Annotated in this window: 14 protein-coding genes and 1 other RNA gene; 6 read left to right on the top strand and 9 right to left on the bottom strand. The window is 69.9% G+C overall.

The genetic code is table 11. From position 1 onward, the window contains the following. Nucleotides 1-267: 267 nt before the first annotated feature. Both ABD327_RS36745 and ABD327_RS36740 read right to left on the bottom strand, forming a co-directional pair. Entirely contained in the window at nt 268-1086 is an 819-nt protein-coding gene (locus ABD327_RS36745) for an ABC transporter permease (RefSeq protein WP_344458239.1), read from the bottom strand. Further along, nucleotides 1083-2060, bottom strand: coding sequence for an ATP-binding cassette domain-containing protein (locus ABD327_RS36740; RefSeq protein WP_344458237.1), 978 nt, complete (start codon nt 2058-2060; stop codon nt 1083-1085). The genes ABD327_RS36745 and ABD327_RS36740 overlap by 4 nt, the downstream gene beginning before the upstream one ends. A 264-nt stretch (nt 2061-2324) precedes the next feature. On the opposite strand from ABD327_RS36740, the gene ABD327_RS36735 reads away from it, so the two are divergent. Further along, nucleotides 2325-2819 carry a PH domain-containing protein gene (locus ABD327_RS36735; RefSeq protein ID WP_344458234.1) on the top strand — a complete coding sequence of 165 codons (495 nt, stop codon included), beginning with the start codon at nt 2325-2327 and terminating at the stop codon, nt 2817-2819. After that, on the top strand, nt 2816-4276 hold the full coding sequence (locus tag ABD327_RS36730; protein WP_344458230.1) for a PH domain-containing protein: 1461 nt from the start codon (nt 2816-2818) through the stop codon (nt 4274-4276). Before ABD327_RS36735 ends, ABD327_RS36730 begins: the two co-directional genes overlap by 4 nt. 120 nt (nt 4277-4396) lie before the next feature. On the opposite strand, the gene ABD327_RS36725 is transcribed toward ABD327_RS36730, so the two are convergent. The 3 genes from ABD327_RS36725 to ABD327_RS36715 all read right to left on the bottom strand — a co-directional run bounded on the left by ABD327_RS36725 (nt 4397) and on the right by ABD327_RS36715 (nt 9310). Next, nucleotides 4397-6646, bottom strand: a complete 2250-nt coding sequence (locus ABD327_RS36725; protein ID WP_344458227.1) for a SulP family inorganic anion transporter — start codon at nt 6644-6646, stop codon at nt 4397-4399. A gap of 66 nt (nt 6647-6712) precedes the next feature. Further along, on the bottom strand, nt 6713-8521 hold the full coding sequence (locus ABD327_RS36720; protein ID WP_344458225.1) for a hypothetical protein: 1809 nt from the start codon (nt 8519-8521) through the stop codon (nt 6713-6715). A gap of 219 nt (nt 8522-8740) precedes the next feature. Next, nucleotides 8741-9310, bottom strand: a complete 570-nt coding sequence (locus tag ABD327_RS36715) for a YbhB/YbcL family Raf kinase inhibitor-like protein (RefSeq protein ID WP_344458223.1) — start codon at nt 9308-9310, stop codon at nt 8741-8743. Nucleotides 9311-9631: 321 nt separating this feature from the next. On the opposite strand from ABD327_RS36715, the gene ABD327_RS36710 reads away from it, so the two are divergent. Continuing rightward, nucleotides 9632-11008, top strand: coding sequence for an NAD(P)/FAD-dependent oxidoreductase (locus ABD327_RS36710; RefSeq protein WP_344458221.1), 1377 nt, complete (start codon nt 9632-9634; stop codon nt 11006-11008). A gap of 95 nt (nt 11009-11103) precedes the next feature. Further along, an RNA gene (gene rnpB, locus ABD327_RS36705) (RNase P RNA component class A) lies at nt 11104-11475 on the top strand. Nucleotides 11476-11694: 219 nt separating this feature from the next. Here the strand turns inward: rnpB and ABD327_RS36700 are convergent. After that, entirely contained in the window at nt 11695-12441 is a 747-nt protein-coding gene (locus tag ABD327_RS36700) for a beta propeller repeat protein (protein WP_344458219.1), read from the bottom strand. Between the two features lie 478 nt (nt 12442-12919). On the opposite strand from ABD327_RS36700, the gene ABD327_RS36695 reads away from it, so the two are divergent. Next, nucleotides 12920-13558: an AAA family ATPase gene (locus ABD327_RS36695; RefSeq protein ID WP_344458217.1), complete on the top strand. Its 639-nt coding sequence runs from the start codon at nt 12920-12922 to the stop codon at nt 13556-13558. Nucleotides 13559-13616: 58 nt separating this feature from the next. Then, a complete protein-coding gene (locus ABD327_RS36690) occupies nt 13617-13958 on the top strand; it encodes a VOC family protein (protein WP_344458215.1) in 342 nt (113 codons plus the stop codon). A gap of 172 nt (nt 13959-14130) precedes the next feature. On the opposite strand, the gene ABD327_RS36685 is transcribed toward ABD327_RS36690, so the two are convergent. From ABD327_RS36685 to ABD327_RS36675, 3 genes are read right to left on the bottom strand one after another with little or no spacing between them, the layout of a single operon-like run. Then, entirely contained in the window at nt 14131-15120 is a 990-nt protein-coding gene (locus tag ABD327_RS36685) for an NAD(P)-dependent alcohol dehydrogenase (protein ID WP_344458213.1), read from the bottom strand. A 25-nt stretch (nt 15121-15145) separates the two neighbouring features. Next, nucleotides 15146-15370 carry a helix-turn-helix transcriptional regulator gene (locus ABD327_RS36680; protein WP_344458211.1) on the bottom strand — a complete coding sequence of 75 codons (225 nt, stop codon included), beginning with the start codon at nt 15368-15370 and terminating at the stop codon, nt 15146-15148. Between the two features lie 2 nt (nt 15371-15372). Next, nucleotides 15373-15777: a hypothetical protein gene (locus tag ABD327_RS36675; RefSeq protein ID WP_344458209.1), complete on the bottom strand. Its 405-nt coding sequence runs from the start codon at nt 15775-15777 to the stop codon at nt 15373-15375. Nucleotides 15778-15817 lie beyond the last annotated feature (40 nt).

Genomic DNA, 15817 nt, shown 5'->3' with positions numbered 1-15817 from the left:
GCACCGCCCCCCCCGGCCAAGGCCGAGCCCCGTCCCCGCAAACGCCCGGCCCGCAACCGCCGGGCCAGCGTTCCCTCCTGGGACGAGATCATGTTCGGCGCCCGCCGCCCCGACTGATCCCCACCCGTGAGAACCCCGGCCACGGCCGGGGTTTTCTTTTTCCCCCGGTCCCCCGTCCCCCGTCTCCCGGGCCGACCGGACAAGGCGAAAGCCCCGGCGGGTGCCGGGGCTTTCGCGGTGGGCTCTTCCCGGTCGGGCGTTCTGCGGTCAGACCCTGAGGCGGAAGGCGCGGAGGCAGAGCGGGATGAAGACGACGGCGATGGCTGCGCCCCAGGCCAGGGCGATCGCGGCGTGCTCCAGGACCGGACCGCCCACCAGCAGCCCGCGGAGGGCGCTGACGAGCTGCGAGAGCGGGTTGATATCGATCATGAAGGTCTTCAACCACTCGGGGCTGCCCTCGGCGGGGACCACGAAGGCGTTGCTGAGGAAGGTCAGCGGGAAGATCGCGGTGAAGCCGAAGACCTGGACCTTCTCCGGATCGCTGGCGACGAGGCCGACCAGCACCGTGATCCAGGCGAACATCAGGGTGAAGGCCAGCAGCAGGAGGAAGGCTCCGAGCACCCCCGTCACGCCCGTCTCGATCCGGAAGCCGATGGCGATGCCCACCGCCAGGACGATCAGCATCGACCATGCCTGCTTCACCACGTCCGCGAGGATCCGGCCGAGCAGCGGGGCCGTGCGGGCGATCGGCAGGCTGCGGAACCTGTCGAAGACTCCCTTGGTGATGTCGACGTTGAGTCCGAAACCCGTGCTCATCGAGGCGAACAACGCGTTCTGCGCGATGATGCCGGGGATGACGATCGGCAGGTAGTCGGCGACGCTGCCCGAGATCGACGGGCCGAACACGTAGGCGAACAGCAGCACGAACATGATGGGCTGGATGCTGAGGTCCACCAGCTCCATCGGGTTGTGCTTGATCTGCACCAGCCCGCGCCAGGCCAGGGTCAGCACGTTGCGCAGGGCGGTGACCGGCGTGACCTTCCTGGGAAGGGCGTCCGCCTGCGGGAGTGAGGTCACTGCGGTCATACCGCCGCCTCCTCCTTTCCTGAGTCGGGAGAGGTCTCGTCGTCCTCGGCGCGGTGGCCGGTGAGGGCGAAGAAGACCTCGTCGAGGCTGGCCTTGCGCAATGACAGCTCACTCACCAGCACCCCGGCGTCGTCCAGCACCCGCACCACCGCGGGCATCGCGGCGGGGTCGGCGACCGGCACGGACAAGAGGCCCTGGTTCACCTCGGGGGCGACGCCGAGCAGCTCGGCCACGACCAGCGCCGCCTTGCCGACCTCCGACTCGTGCGCCGGCCGCAGCTCCAGCACCTGCCCGCTCGTCTGGGCCTTGAGCTGGTCGGAGGTGCCCTCAGCGATCACCCGGCCGTGGTCGATGACCACGATCTCGTCGGCGAGCCGGTCGGCCTCCTCCAGGTACTGGGTGGTGAGCAGCACGGTGACGCCGTCGTCGGTGAGCCCGCGGACCATGTCCCACAGGCCGTTGCGGCTGCGCGGGTCCAGGCCGGTGGTCGGCTCGTCCAGATAGAGGATCGAGGGGTGGCCCACCAGCGAGGCCGCGAGGTCCAGCCGCCGCCGCATCCCCCCGGAGAACGTCTTGGCGGCCCTGTCCCGGGCGTCCCACAGCTCGAACCGCCGCAGCAGCTCGGCGGCGCGGGCCTTGGCCCCGGCCCGGCTCAGCCCGAGCAGCCGCCCGATGAGCACGAGGTTCTCGGTGCCGGTGAGCATCTCGTCGACTCCGGCGTACTGGCCGGTGAGCCCGATGAGCCGCCGTACCCGGTGCCCCTCGGCGACCACGTCGTGGCCGCCCACCGTGGCGCGGCCCTCGTCCGGCCTGATCAGGGTGGCCAGCACCCTGACCGTCGTCGTCTTCCCCGCTCCGTTGGGCCCCAGCACTCCCAGGACCCGCCCCGGAGGTACAGCGAGGCTCACCCCGTCCAGTGCCAGGGTCTCACCGAAGCGCTTCACCAGGCCCTCGGCCTGGATCGCGTAGGTCATCGGTAGATCTCCTCGATCCGTGGTCTCGTGAGGCGGCATGCCCGACCGGGTCACGGTAGGCGGACGGCCCTTCCTCGCGCCATCGGTTTTCCACGGGCCCCTCGGCACGCCGACGGCGTGTCTCGGGTCCGTCCGCGGAGCATCGGCACGGTGCCGCCGCCCGCGGTCGTCCATGGCCGGAGTGACCCCGGCCACAACACGAACGGTACGCCGGGGGTCTGACATTCCGGAGGACCGAGCCTCCCGCCGCATAGGGTGATCTGTGTGAACTCGCGGTTGAGGCCTCCCGCGCACCGGGTGTCGGCCCGCGCGATGGCCAAGTGGGCGGTCGAACTGCTGATCGGCGGCGCGGTGCTGACAGGCTGCGCCTTCGCGCTGAACGGCTGGGCCGCCAGGGCCGACTGGGCCTGGCGGTTCCCCTGGCTGCCCTGGCTGGCCGTCGCGGTGACGGCCCTGTCCGTCCTGACCATCCCCTACTGGCGCTACCGGGTCCACCGGTGGGAGATCAGCTCCGACGTGGTCTACCTCCGGATCGGGGCGCTGCAGCGGCAGTGGCTGCTGGTGCCGGTCAGCCGCATCCAGACGGTCGACGCCCAGCAGAACTGGCTGGAGCGCCTGCTCCGCCTGGCCACCCTGCGGATCAGCACCGCCTCCCACGAGGGCTCCTCGGAGCTCTCCGGCCTGCCCCTGCCGACCGCCACCTCCCTCGCCGCCGAACTGGCGCACCGCGCCCACGCCCTGCGCGACGACGCCACATGAGCGGCCCCCGGCGGCTCCCCGCGGACGCGCCGCGGCGGCTCAGCCCGCTCACCTGGATCGTCGGGGCGCTCCGCGAGACGCTCGCGCTGCTCGCGGTGGCCGTCACGGCCCTGCTCGTCAGCGAGGGCGGGGTGGGGCTCTACTTCGCGGCGGCCGCCCTCGGCTTCGGCCTGATCCACCAGATCGTCCGCTGGTGGACGTTCACCTACACGGTCGCCGACGACCGCATCGAACTGCGCCACCAGCTCATCGCCAGATCGGTGAAGACGATCCCCATCGAGCGCGTCCGGGGCGTCGACATCACCGCCGGCTTCCTCCACCGGGTGCTGGGCCTGGTCGTCGTCCGCATCGACGCGGCGGCGGGCGGCGACGAGGGCGTCCTGAACGCGGTGTCCCGCCGGGAGGCGGCACGGCTGCGGGAGCTGCTGCTGGGGCAGGGGGCGAAGCCGTCGCCGGAGCAGATCATCGCCCGCGCCGACCCCAGCTGGTACCGGTACGCCCCGCTCAGCGGCGCCTACCTGCTGACGCCGTTCGCCCTCCTCGGAAGCCTGCTCGGCACCCTCTACAACCTGAACAACGAGTTCGGCCTGGTCTCCCGGGGCACGCTCTCCCATCTGGGGGACAGGGTCGTGGGGCTCCCCCCGATCCTGGGGGTCGTCACCCTGCTGCTGCTGGCGCTGGCGATGCCCGTCGCGTCCGTCCTCGTCTTCACCTGGTTCAACTGGGATTTCACGCTGCGCGCGGTGCCGGGAGAGGACGAGAAAGGCTCGCTCGTGGCCGAACGGGGCCTGGTGACGCGGCGCAGCGTGACGCTAGAACGCCGCCGTATACGCGGTGTCGAGCTACGCGACAATCCCCTGGAGCGTCGTAAGAAGGTGGCCCGCCTGACCGCTCTCGTCACCGGCCTGGGCGACGCGGAGCACCGCGGGCGGCTGCTGCCCACCGCTCCGAAGGACGTGGTCCTGAACGTGACGGAAGAGGTCGTCGGCCGGTTCAAGGAGCCGCTGACCCGCCACCCGAGGGCGGCCCTCAACCGCAGGCTCATCCGCGCGATCCTGCCGCCCCTCGCGGTCTCCGTCCTGTCGATCGTCACCGGCCCGCTGTGGCTCGCCGTCGCGGCGGCCGTCGCCGCCGTCGCCGCCGTCCCGCTCGCCCTGGACCGCTACGCCCAGCTCGGCCACGCCTCGGACGGCGGCCTCCTGTCGGTGCGTTCGGGCTCCCTCGTCCGCAACCAGCAGGTCATCGAACACCGGGCCGTCGTCGGCTGGCGCTTCCGCCAGTCCCTCTTCCAGCGCCGCAGCGGACTGACCACCCTGACCGTCGCCGTCGGCGCGGGCGAGGGCGGCTACGACGCGCTGGACCTCTCCGAGGAGGACGCGCTGCGCCTGTCCTCCTCCGTCAACCCCGCCTGGATCACACCGTTCCTGCTGGATCCGCCTCCGCCTCCGGCGGAGTGAACCCCGCTCCGGCCTCTTCGACGGCGCGCACGGCCGAGGGCCGTCCGGTTCTCACCGGACGGCCCTCGTCTTCGTTCTCCTGCGGCACCGAGGCCTCCGTCCTCGCGGGCGGCTCCCGCGTCAGGCGGGAGAGGCCGTCGCCCCCTGCGACTTGTCACCGGATCGCGCGGGCCTGTCCCCCGGCGGGCCGACCGAGTCGGGGACGGTGAGGAACCGGCTCTGCTCGGGGTCGAGGATGTGCACCTTCGCCGTCGCCAGATCCAGGTACATGCCGACCAGCTCCAGTTCGCCCAGCTCCACGCGGCGCTTCAGCCACGGGTAGGTGAGCAGGTTCTCGAGCTGCTGCATGACGTTGACCTGGCAGAGCCGGGCCAGCGGCGTCTCCGGGCCCTCGGGCCCCGGCTGGTGCAGGAACCTGTCGAGGCTGTGGTTGGCGTGCTTGAGCCAGTTCGACAGCTGGGGCAGGTGTTCGGTCTCGCTGCCGCCCGCCAGCACGCCGGCCATGGCGCCGCACATGGAGTGGCCGCAGACCGTGATCGTCCTGACGTTCAGGACGGAGGTCGCGTATTCGACGGACGCCATCACCGAGTCGTCGGGAACGCGGGCCCCATAACGGGGGACGAGGTTCCCCACGTTTCGCGTGATGAAAAGATCACCAGGCCCGCTGGCCGTGATGAGATTGGGCACTACTCGGGAATCAACGCATGTGATGAAAAGGTGGTCAGGAGTCTGCGCCATGGAGAGTTCCGCCATGATCGGCCGGACCAGCCGGGCGGTACTTCCGTGGTACTCACGTACCCCTGCCAGCAGGATCTCGCGGGGAGACGCCTCTTCGAGGGGCTCGAGTTGGCTTCGGTTACGGTTCGCCCACGGCGCCCACCAACGGGAGGAACCTGCTGATTTACGCGGCGGGGAGGACTCTCCGGTCATCGCACTCTCATACCAGGATTCGTGGATCTCATCGATGTCGACTCTACCTCCAAGCCGTTCGTGCGAAACGCGCCAGGTATGGATAGCGTCAAAAGCCGCATTGTCCATGAAGTCAACATCGAGGTCGAGATCCACGGGAGCCCCCGGCGGGACCTCGGCGAGCGCGGCCGTGAGCTTCGGTACGCCCAGGAACGTCAGCGAGCCCTCGACCACCACGTGCCACCGGCCGTCGCGCTGCTCGGTGCGCACCGAGACCCGGGTGAGCCGCCGCAGCGCCAGGCACGCGGCCAGCCCCACGCCCACCAGGACCCCCTCGCCCAGGCCCAGGACGACGACGCCGCCCATGGTCACCCAGTAGGTCAGGGTCTCCCGGTGCGGGCGCAGGCCCCGCAGGTGCGAACGGTCGATCATCCGCAGGCCCAGCGCCACCAGCAGGGCCGCCAGCGCCGACAGCGGGATCCGCTCCAGCACCGCCCCGCAGGACAGGGCCAGGACCAGCACCCAGGCGCCGTGCAGCACCGTCGAGCCCCGGGTCAGCGCGCCCGCCCGCACGTTCGTGGTGCTGCGGACCACCACCCCGGCGACCGGCAGGCCGCCGAGGAGGCCGGAGACGAAGTTGCCCGCGCCCTGGCCGACCAGTTCCCGGTCCAGATCGCTGCGCGGCACCCCCACCGGGCGCATCCTGTCCACCGCGACGCTGCACAGCAGGGACTCCACCCCGGCGACCAGGGCCACCGCGACGACCGCGCCCACCAGGTCCTGTATCCGGACCTGCGGGAGCGAAGGAGGGCCCCAGTGCACGAGCAGGCTCTCCGGCAGGTCGACGCGCGGAACGTCGAACCCGCCGAACCAGGCCACCGCCGTCGCCGTCGCCACCGCCACCAGCGGCGCCGGCACCCGCCGCCACGGGCTGCGCTCCCAGAGCAGCAGCACCGCGATGGTCAGCACTCCCAGGAACACCGCCAGCGAGTGCTGGCTCAGGATCTGCCGGGGCAGGTCCGTCAGATTGGCCAGGGCCGAGTGCTGCGGGCTGCCGCCCAGGACGATGTGCAGCTGCGAGAGGATCAGCACCACGCCGACGCCCGCCAGCATGCCGTGCACCACCGCGGGGGACACCGCCAGCGCCGTCCGCGCCACCCGGCAGGCGCCCAGCCCTATCTGCAGGAGGCCGGCGCACATGGTGATGGCGCAGGTCGCCCGCCAGCCATAGGTCTCGATCATCGAGGCGACGATCACGGTGAGGCCGGCGGCCGGACCGCTGACCTGCAGCGGCGAACCGCCGAGCACGCCCACGACGATGCCCCCGACGATCGCCGCGATCAGCCCGGCCTCCACCGGAGCGCCCGAGGCCACCGCGATCCCCAGCGACAACGGCATCGCCACCAGGAAGACCACGAACGAGGCGGGTACATCCCGTCCGGGCGCGAGAAAACGTTTCACTACAGCCTGTGGTTCGAAGGTCACACTCCGTATCGAATCACAGGCTGAGGGTCACCGAGGGTCAAATCAGTGACGGTAATCCCGATAGCTGTCCCATTCCTCGGTAGAGCGCGGAGCCGGCTGGTCGCCGTACTGGCTCCCATAGGGCTGCTGCTCCGCCGGAGGGGCGCTGTAAGGGGTGTTCTGGTCGCCTTCGGAACCCGGGAAGCTGGTGCCGCTGAAGTCGCCGTAGCGGCCCGCCTCGCCGGAGTCCTGGCCCTGCTGGTACGAGCCGTAGGACGAGGAGGCCTGCTGGCTTCCGTACCCGCCCGGCGAGTCGTCGTAGCGGGGAGCCGACTCGCCGCCGTAGGCGGGAGCCGTCGGGTAGCCCTGCTCGGATCCGTAGGACGAGCCATAGGAGGAACCGCCGCTCAGCGGGTCGTCGTAGCGCGGTGGCGAGGACTGCCAACCGGAGCCGTACTCCCCCTCCGACGAGTTCAGCGGGTCGTTGAGCGGGTCGCTCAACGGGGCCGAGCCGCTGTAGGACGACGGCGAGGACGGTTCGGGCTTGCGCCGGTCGGCCTGGATGCGCTGGAGCAGTTCGTCGACGGTCGGCAGGCGGTTGCCGTCGGTGTCCGTGGCCGGCTGCGGCTCCGGCTGGCCTCCGTAGGAGGGGGCGCCGCCCAGCGGAGGCGTCAACGGGGGCGACGACGGGCCGGTGCTCAACGGACCCGAGGTCAACGGGGAGGACGGCTGGCCCAGCGGACCGCCGCCGAGGGGACCCGTGCTCAGGGGGTTGCCCCGCTGCGGACCGGTGCCGAGGGGGCCTCCGGCGAGCGGGCCCGCGCCCTGCGGACCGGTGCTGAGGGGGTTGGCGCCCTGGGGGCCGGTGCCCAGCGGGTTCTGGTTGAAGGGAGCGCCGCCCAGCGGACCGCTCAGGGGCGTGCCGATCGAGTAGGCCTGGGTGGCCTCCGGGTCACGACCCTCCGCGCGGGCCGCGGCGGGACGGGCGAACGGATCCGGCAGGCCCAGGGGGTCGGGCTGGGGCGCGGCCGGGCGTGGCTGGTCGTAGGCCGCCGGCTGGTCGTACACGGCGGGCTGGTCGTACGCGGGCTGGTCGTAGGCCGCCGGCTGGTCGTAGACGACGGGCTGGTCGTACGCGGGCTGCTGCTGCTCGTAGGGCGGGTCGAAGTCCCGGACGACGGGCTGGTCGAACCTGGTCAGCGGCTCGTCGACCTGCCAGTCCCGCGCGACGGGCTCCGGCTCGTAGCCGCCGGACGCCTGCTGGTCGCCCTGGTCGGCGTAGTAGTCGTCACCGTACTGGCCGTTGGCGTACTGGCCGTTGGCGTACTGCTCATTGCCGTACTGCTGCTCGGTGCCGTACTGGCCGTTGGCGTACTGCTCGTTGCCGTACTGGTCATTGGCGTACTGCTCGTTGCCGTACTGCTGCTCGGTGCCGTACTGGTCGTTGTAGTCGTCGGCGTACCCGTCCTGCCCGGCGGCGGCCTGCGCCGGCTCCGGCTCGGACCCCTGCAGGGGGTCGGACGCCGAGGGCTGATCGGCGGCGGCGTTGGCGCCTTCCTGCTGCCAGGGGAACTTGGGCTTGTCGAAGGTGATCGTCGCCCAGTAGTCGTCGTCGCCCATCTGCTCGGACTTCTTCTTGCCGCGGCGGGGCTCGGCGGGCGCGGCGGCCGTGGGCGCGGAGAGCGGCCCGCCGGCGACCCTGCGGTCGGCGGCGTCCCCCTCCTCGTCGCCGGAGCGGCGGCCGCGCGGCTGCGGCTCGTCGCTCATCCAGTCGTCGTCATCGTTCTCCCTGCCCGCGCGCATTCCCATGACGACGAGCACCACGATGAGGGCGACCAGCAACAGCAGACCGCCAACAACGACCAATATCATCGCTCCACCCCATGCCTCGGACCGGCGACGAGGTCCGGCCTCGCTCCGAAAAGCCCTGTCCCGATTATCGTCCGGCGTGCGCCGGGTGTCCCGCTTCCCACCAATGTGCTCGACGGAACCCCCGAGGAGATGGCCTGACCGTTATGACCCGCGCCACGCCCTTCGTGAGCCTCTACCATCACACGATCTCCGTTGTCTTGGCCACAGATCCGCCGACTCTCATGAATCGGGGTTCTGCCCCAGATAGCCGGTGATCCGCCCTCGCGCGACGGTCCGCTTGGCGATGGCGGGAAGGGAGTCCTTGAGCTGGGCCACCTCATCGGCCGGAACCTGCTCTTTCAGGGCGTAGACCGTGTACCGGTATCTGTGGCGCTCCCCCTTGGGAGGGCAGGGCGCGGCGTAGGAGGCCTGGCCTGCCGAGTTGCGCCCCTGGACGGCGCGGTCCGGAAGGGCCGCCTCCACGAGGTCCGCGGTGGTTCCGTCCAGATTTGCGAGCACCCAGTGAATATAGGTGCCCCCGCGAGCGTCCGGGTCGTCCACCACGATCGCGAAGGCCTTCGCCTCGGGAACGCCGGACCAGTGGAGCGGCAGCGCCTTGCCCTGGCCGCCATAGGCCGCGCAGGCGTAGCGGACGGGGATGTCCTTGAGGTCGGCGAAGGCCGAGCTGCTGACGGTGAACTCCGCCAGTTCTCCTCCGTCGCCGGAGCCGCTGCCGACGACGCCGCAGCCCGACAGCAGGGACATCAAGGTCGCACCAAGGACGGTGGCCCGTCCCGAGGTCATCTTCATTCGATCAGCACTCCCGGCCACGATCGTACGTGGGGGCGCGGCAGGCGGCGCCCCCGCCGGACAACCCTACGGCCTCCGGCGCGGCCGCGGATCAGCTTCCACAGGCCGGCCCGTTCCCGTACCGGGCGTGTGACCTTGGTCATGCCGACGGGTCAGGATCTTCGCCGAACAGAAACTTGTGGCGTAGTTCACGCCCCTAGATCGCTCCAATCTTACCCTTCTAGGAATTTCTTTGAATATTCCGATGTTCTGGCTTGGACCAGGCAGTACATGTCCGCTACATTGTGAATGTCTTCACAAAGTGACTCTAGGAGCTCTGAGATGGCCAGAAGGCCCGTCGCCAACCCCGACGCCCCGCACATCCTCATCGTCGGCGGCGGCTACGTGGGCCTCTACACCGCGCTCAGCCTTCAGAAGAAGTTGAAGAGCGAGCTGAAGCGCGGGGAGGTCAAGGTCACGATCGTCGACCCGCAGTCGTACATGACCTACCAGCCGTTCCTTCCCGAGGCCGCCGCCGGCAACCTCTCGCCCCGGCACGTCGTCGTGCCGCTGCGCCGGGTCCTGCCGATGGTCGACATCGTGACCGCCCGGGTGACGGAGCTGTCCCACTCCGAGCGCTGGGCGATCATCCAGCCGGTCGAGGGCCCGCCGCAGCGCCTCACCTACGACTACCTGGTGATGGCCGCCGGCTCGGTCTCGCGCACCCTCCCGATTCCCGGCCTGGCCGAGAACGGCATCGGTTTCAAGACCATCGGCGAGGCCATCCACCTGCGCAACCACGTCCTGGGCCAGCTGGACATCGCGAGCTCCACCGACGACCTGGAGCTGCGCAAGAAGGCGCTGACCTTCGTCGTGGTCGGCGGCGGGTTCGCCGGCGTCGAGGCCCTGGCCGAGATGGAGGACATGGCCCGCGACGCGATCCGGATGTACCCGAACCTGCGCGCCGACGACATGCGCTGGGTGATGGTGGAGGCGTCCGACCGCATCCTCCCGGAGGTCGGCCCCGAGCTGGGCAAGTGGACCGCCGAGCAGCTGCGCGGCCGCGGCATCGAGGTCAAGCTGAAGACGTTCCTCACCTCCGCGATCGACAAGCAGATCGAGCTGTCCGACGGCGAGAACTTCCCGACCAACACCCTGGTCTGGACGGCCGGCGCCAAGGCCAACCCGGTCGCCAAGTCCACCGACCTGCCCGTCGACGAGCGCGGCCGGGTCAAGGGCAACGAGTTCCTCCAGATCGAGGGCACGGTCCGCGCCTTCACCGCCGGTGACAACGCGGCCATCCCCGACCTGACCAAGGAGGGCGAGTTCTGCGCCCCCAACGCCCAGCACGCGGTGCGCCAGGCCAAGATCCTGGCCGAGAACCTCGTCGCGGCGCTGCGCGGCAAGTCCCTCAAGCCCTACCGCCACGCCTACGTCGGCTCGGTGGCGGGCCTCGGCCTCCACAAGGGCGTCGCCCACGTCTACGGCATCAAGCAGCGCGGCTGGGCCGCCTGGTTCATGCACCGGACCTACCACCTGTCCCGCGTCCCCACCTTCAACCGCAAGGTGCGCGTCGTGGCCGACTGGACCCTCGCCCTCTTCTTCAAGCGCGAGACCGTCTCCCTGGGCAGCATCGAGCAGCCCCGCCAGGAGTTCGTCCTCGCCGCCGCCTCGGACCGCCCCGCCGAGTCCCCCGCGGTGAAGAGCCCCTCGAAGTAAAGGCCCCGGCCCCTCAGAGATCCACCGGAGACGCACGCCCTTTCGGGCGTGCGTCTCTGCTTTTCCCCTCCCGCTAGGATGAGAGGTACGGCGGACGAGCCGGCCGGGCGGCCGCGTCGGGGGACTTGTCCCCCGCCGAGGAAAGTCCGGGCTCCACAGAGCAGGGTGGTCGGCAACACCGACCCGGGGCGACCCGCGGGACAGTGCCACAGAGAACAGACCGCCCCTTCGCCCAGGCGAAGAGGTAAGGGTGAAACGGTGAGGTAAGAGCTCACCAGCGCACGGGGCGACCCGCGCGGCTAGGTAAACCCCACCCGGAGCAAGACCAGACAGCGGACGCCCGAGGGCTGCTCGCCCGAGTCCGCGGGTAGGTCGCTGGAGGACGTCGGCAACGACGCCCCGAGATGGATGGCCGCCACTCCCACAAAGCGGGAGCACAGAACCCGGCTTACAGGCCGACTCGTCCGCCCCTTACACGCTGAAGCCCCAGGTCAACGGCCTGGGGCTGCTTTGTCGATCATGCCGGATCGGCCAGAAGGCACATTCAGTGCACGGGCCGGAAGGCATTGCGCAAGGCGTCACGGGTCCGGTCGCCGGCCTCTGGGAGGAGATGCCCGTACAGACCGACGGTCGTGGTGATCGGCCGGGGTCCGGGTCGGCGGGAGACCTCGGAGATCGGGACGCCCTCAGCCGGATCCGTGCTGCGATTCCGGGCGCTCGGCGCTCACGGGCGTGCGGTAGACGTGCCAGTCGTAGATGCCGTCACTCCCGTCGAGTTCGTCGAACCAATAGGCGGTGACCTCGACGACGCCGTCGAGGATGGTCATTCCCCAGATCGTCCAGTCCGGATCTCCCTCGATGCCCGACGCCTCGTCCTTGACCTTCACAGGAACGGGCACCTTGGAGTGAGACCAGACGCCGTCGGCGAAGACGAGCACATGGGGGCGGTCGGTACCGACCCACACGCTTCCGTCATCAGCCACGATGATGTTCGTGAAGTGCGCGTCTGTCGCGGGCGTATGGTCGGTCCAACGTGTTCCGTCGTGGTGGAGCACCTTGTCCTCCGAGACCGCCCACAGGCTTCCGGGCGCCTCCGAGTCGATGTCGATGAGTCCGGTGCCCGCCCCTCCGAGGTCGTCCCACACGCCGTCCTTCCACCGCAGCACCGTGCCGCCCCTGCCCTGGAACAGGGTCCACGCGTCCTGCGGGCCCCCCGTCGTCACGTCCCAGACGTTGTCGAGGGTCGCCACCGTCTTCCAGGAGCGGCCGTCCCAGTGGCAGACCGACTCGTTTCCGGCCGCCCAGATGTTGTCGCTCCCCGTGGCATCGACAGTCCAGGTGTGCCCCTCGTCCGCGGGGCCGCCGAGCGTGGTCAGACGCGCCCTCTCGCCGTCCCTGATCTCCGCGCGCCGGAACTCCATCTTGAAGGTCACACCATCGGGAAACGTCAGTCCGGGTTCGGCATCCTCAGCCCACACCGTGCCGCGGTACTCCCAACTCACGACGCGCTCCGGCAGACCGCTCGGGGGGAGGTCCTTCGGCGGCTCCGGATTGGATACGACGCAGACGGCCGCACCGATGACCGCGGCGAGGATCAGGCACGCACGGGCGACACGGGCTTTCTTCCGAAGACGGATCACGGGCAGGTCCATCCCTCGAGGGTTGAAGATCGCCAGCCGATCACGCACACCGTACTCCAGGGCCCCTTCGACAACGGAACGGTCAGCGGCGTCCATAGGCCACCCCGCGTGAAGCGCTTTCATCTGCCATTCGGCGTTCCCGGCTGATCAGCCGGGAACGCCGAATGGCAAGACGTCCGAAGGCGTGCCCGTTGCCCGCCCGATCGAGAGGCGAGCACCGGCCTTCGGCATACTCATGTCGGGGCGCGGCCTTCGTGCGTAGGGTCGGGGCATGTTGATCTGGATCAATGGGCCTTTCGGGGGCGGGAAGACCCAGACGGCGCATGAGCTTCACCGGAGGCTTTCAGGGAGTGTCGTCTGCGATCCCGAAGAGGTCGGGCTCGGGTTGCATCGGATGACGCCCGCACGGCTGCGGGGGGACTTCCAGGATCTTTCGGCCTGGCGGCATGGGGTGCGTGAGGTGCTGGAGCTGGTGCTCTCCCGGCATGACGGCACGGTGATCGTGCCGATGACGGTGGTGGAGCCGGAGTACTTTCAGGAGACCGTGGGGTGGTTGCGCGAGCGGGGGCATGACGTGCGGCACTTCACTCTGCTCGCCGAGCGGGAGACCGTGCTGCGGCGGCTGAGCGGGCGGGGGCGGGGGTTCGGGCACGTCGTGCGGGTCGTGGCGGGAAATGAGGCTTCTCTGCGGCTGGAGCGCTTCGCGGTGGCGAAGCTCGATCGGTGTCTGGAGCGGTTGAGCCGTCCGGAATTCGCCGTTCACATCCAGACCGATCGGCTCACGGTCCCCCGAGTCGCGGAGAGCATCGCCGAGGAAGTCGGGCTGACGCTCACCCCGAACACCGACAGTGCGGCGAGAGGGCGTTTGCGCCGGGCCTGGACCGGGGCCAAGGAGATACAACTCTTCTGACGACCGGAGCCGGATCATCTCGGGGTCGTAATCGATCAGCCGGAATTACGATTTCGCCATGGCTCTCGATTTGTACGCGGGAATTCCGGTCTCCGACTACGCGGCGGCCTTGGAGTGGTACGAACGGCTGCTGGGCTCCCCGCCGACGTTCGTGGCGAGTGACACGGAAGCCGTCTGGGAACTGGCGGAGCATCGCTCCGTGTTCATCGAGCGGTGTCCGGAGCACGCCGGACACGCCATGCACACGATCTTCGTCGATGACTTCGACGGACTCCTCGCGCGGATCGCGGAGCGGGGGCTCGGCCCCGTGAAACGAGAGACCTATTCCAACGGGGTACGCAAGGCCGTCTACCGAGATCCAGAGGGCAATGAGATCGGGTTCGGCGGTGCTCCCCTGTAAGCGGGTCGAACTGCCGGGTTCGGCCTCTTTAGGGTTATCCGTATGGGGATGTACGTGTCCGTCCGGGGGTGGGTCGAGCTTGATCACGCCCGGCGTCAGGATGCTGAGCGCATTATCGAAGCCGACGCGGACGGGCATTACTCCGGGGGCTGGGGATGGCCGGCGGAGCCCTTCAACAGGCCGCGTCCGGGGCCAGGGTGAGGAGGACGGTGCCCTTCTTCTGGCCCGCCTCGGCGCGGTGGTGGGCTTCGGCTGCGCGGTGCGGGGGGTGGATGGTGTCGATGGACGGCTTCAGGTGGCCGGCCTCCGCGAGCTCGGTGAGGAAGCGGAGGTCGTCGGCCCTGTCGCGGGCCGGGCGGAGGCCGGTGAAGGCGATGGCCGCTCTTCTTCCGTTGGACTTCAAGGGACGGAACATGTGGAAGAAGATCGCCGGGGAGGGGACGGTCGTCAGGTAGATGCCGCCGGGCTTCAGCAGGCGGCTGCAGCGGGCGAAGGAGCTTTTGCCGGCCGCGTCGAAGACGACGTCGTAGCTTCGGGGTGTGCGGGTGAAGTCCTGAGCGGTGTAATCGATGACCTCGTCGGCGCCCATGGACTTCACCAGGTCGAGTTTGGGAGTGCTGCACACTCCGGTGACCCGGGCTCCGAAGTGGGCGGCGAGTTGGACGGCCGCCTTGCCGACGCCGCCGGAGGCGCCATTGACGAGGATCTCCTGGCCTTCTCGTAGAGCCGCCCGGTCTCTGAGGAAGGGAAGGGCTGTCAGCAGGCCGTCGCAGACGGCGGCGGCCTCGGTGTGGGAGAGGTTGGAGGGGGCCGGGGCCAGCGCTCCGTCTTCCGGCAGGCGCACGTATTCGGCGTGGGCGCCGAGGGCGGTGCCGGTGTCGGCGACGACGCGGTCCCCTACGGCGAAGCGGGTCACGTCCGTGCCGATCTCCGCGACCTCTCCGGCGAGGTCGCAGCCCAGTGTCCTGTTCTTCGGGCCGCGAAGGCCGGTGAACAGGCGCGAGTACAGCGGGCGGCCGGCGCGGAAGGTGGCGTCCGCCGCCGAGACGACCGCCGCGTGGACCCGCACCAGGACTTCCTTGCTGCCGGGGACCGGCCTTTCGACGTCCTCGACGCGGAGGACTTCGGGCGGGCCGTACCGGTCGTAGACGATCGCTTTCATCATGTCCTCCTGGTGGTCGGAAAAGTCACGGCTTGTCGGCGGGGTAATGGAAGACGTCCTCGAGCGGCACGCCGAACACCCGGGCGATCTGGAACGCCACTTCCAGGGAGGGCGAGTAGCGGCCCTGCTCGATGGCGATGACGGTCTGCCGGGTCACTCCGACGCGGGCGGCGAGGTCCGCCTGGGTCATCTCCCCGTGCGTGAAGCGCAGGTAGCGGATCGAGTTGGTGACCTTGGTGGGCTTGCCCATGTTCAGAAACCCCGGCGGTAGGCGACGATCTTCACGGCGGAGGAGACGAGCGCGTCGAGGATGAACGCCAGGTAGAGGGCGTTGGCGATCCAGAAGTGCGCCGCCTCCGCCAGCGTCAGGGCGAGTACTCCGGCCGCGCCGGCCGCGAGGACGAAGTACCCGGCCTGCGTTCCGTGGCGGAAGATGCCGACGTCCCGCTCGTCCCTGCGGTCGGGCGCCCCGATCAGCATGCCCGCCAGGAAGTTCGCGACCATCCCCGCTCCGATGGCGACGAGCAGCGGCTGCGCGTAGGAGATCTCCGCGGCTCCGGCGTCCGCCAGCCGCCCGAGCATGATCACGGCGTAGACCGCGGGCACCATGGCCGCGATCGCGGCGTAGATCCACGTCCGCCTCTCCTCGTAGGACATCCCGTCTCCCCATGTAAAAGATCCTTGACATCCCTCAAGG

This window comes from Actinocorallia aurantiaca (assembly GCF_039533685.1).
In the GTDB taxonomy this organism is placed as follows: Bacteria; Actinomycetota; Actinomycetes; order Streptosporangiales; family Streptosporangiaceae; genus Actinocorallia; species Actinocorallia aurantiaca.
The sequence above is the reverse complement of the archived record's forward strand: the minus strand, read 5'-3'. Positions and strand labels throughout refer to the sequence as shown.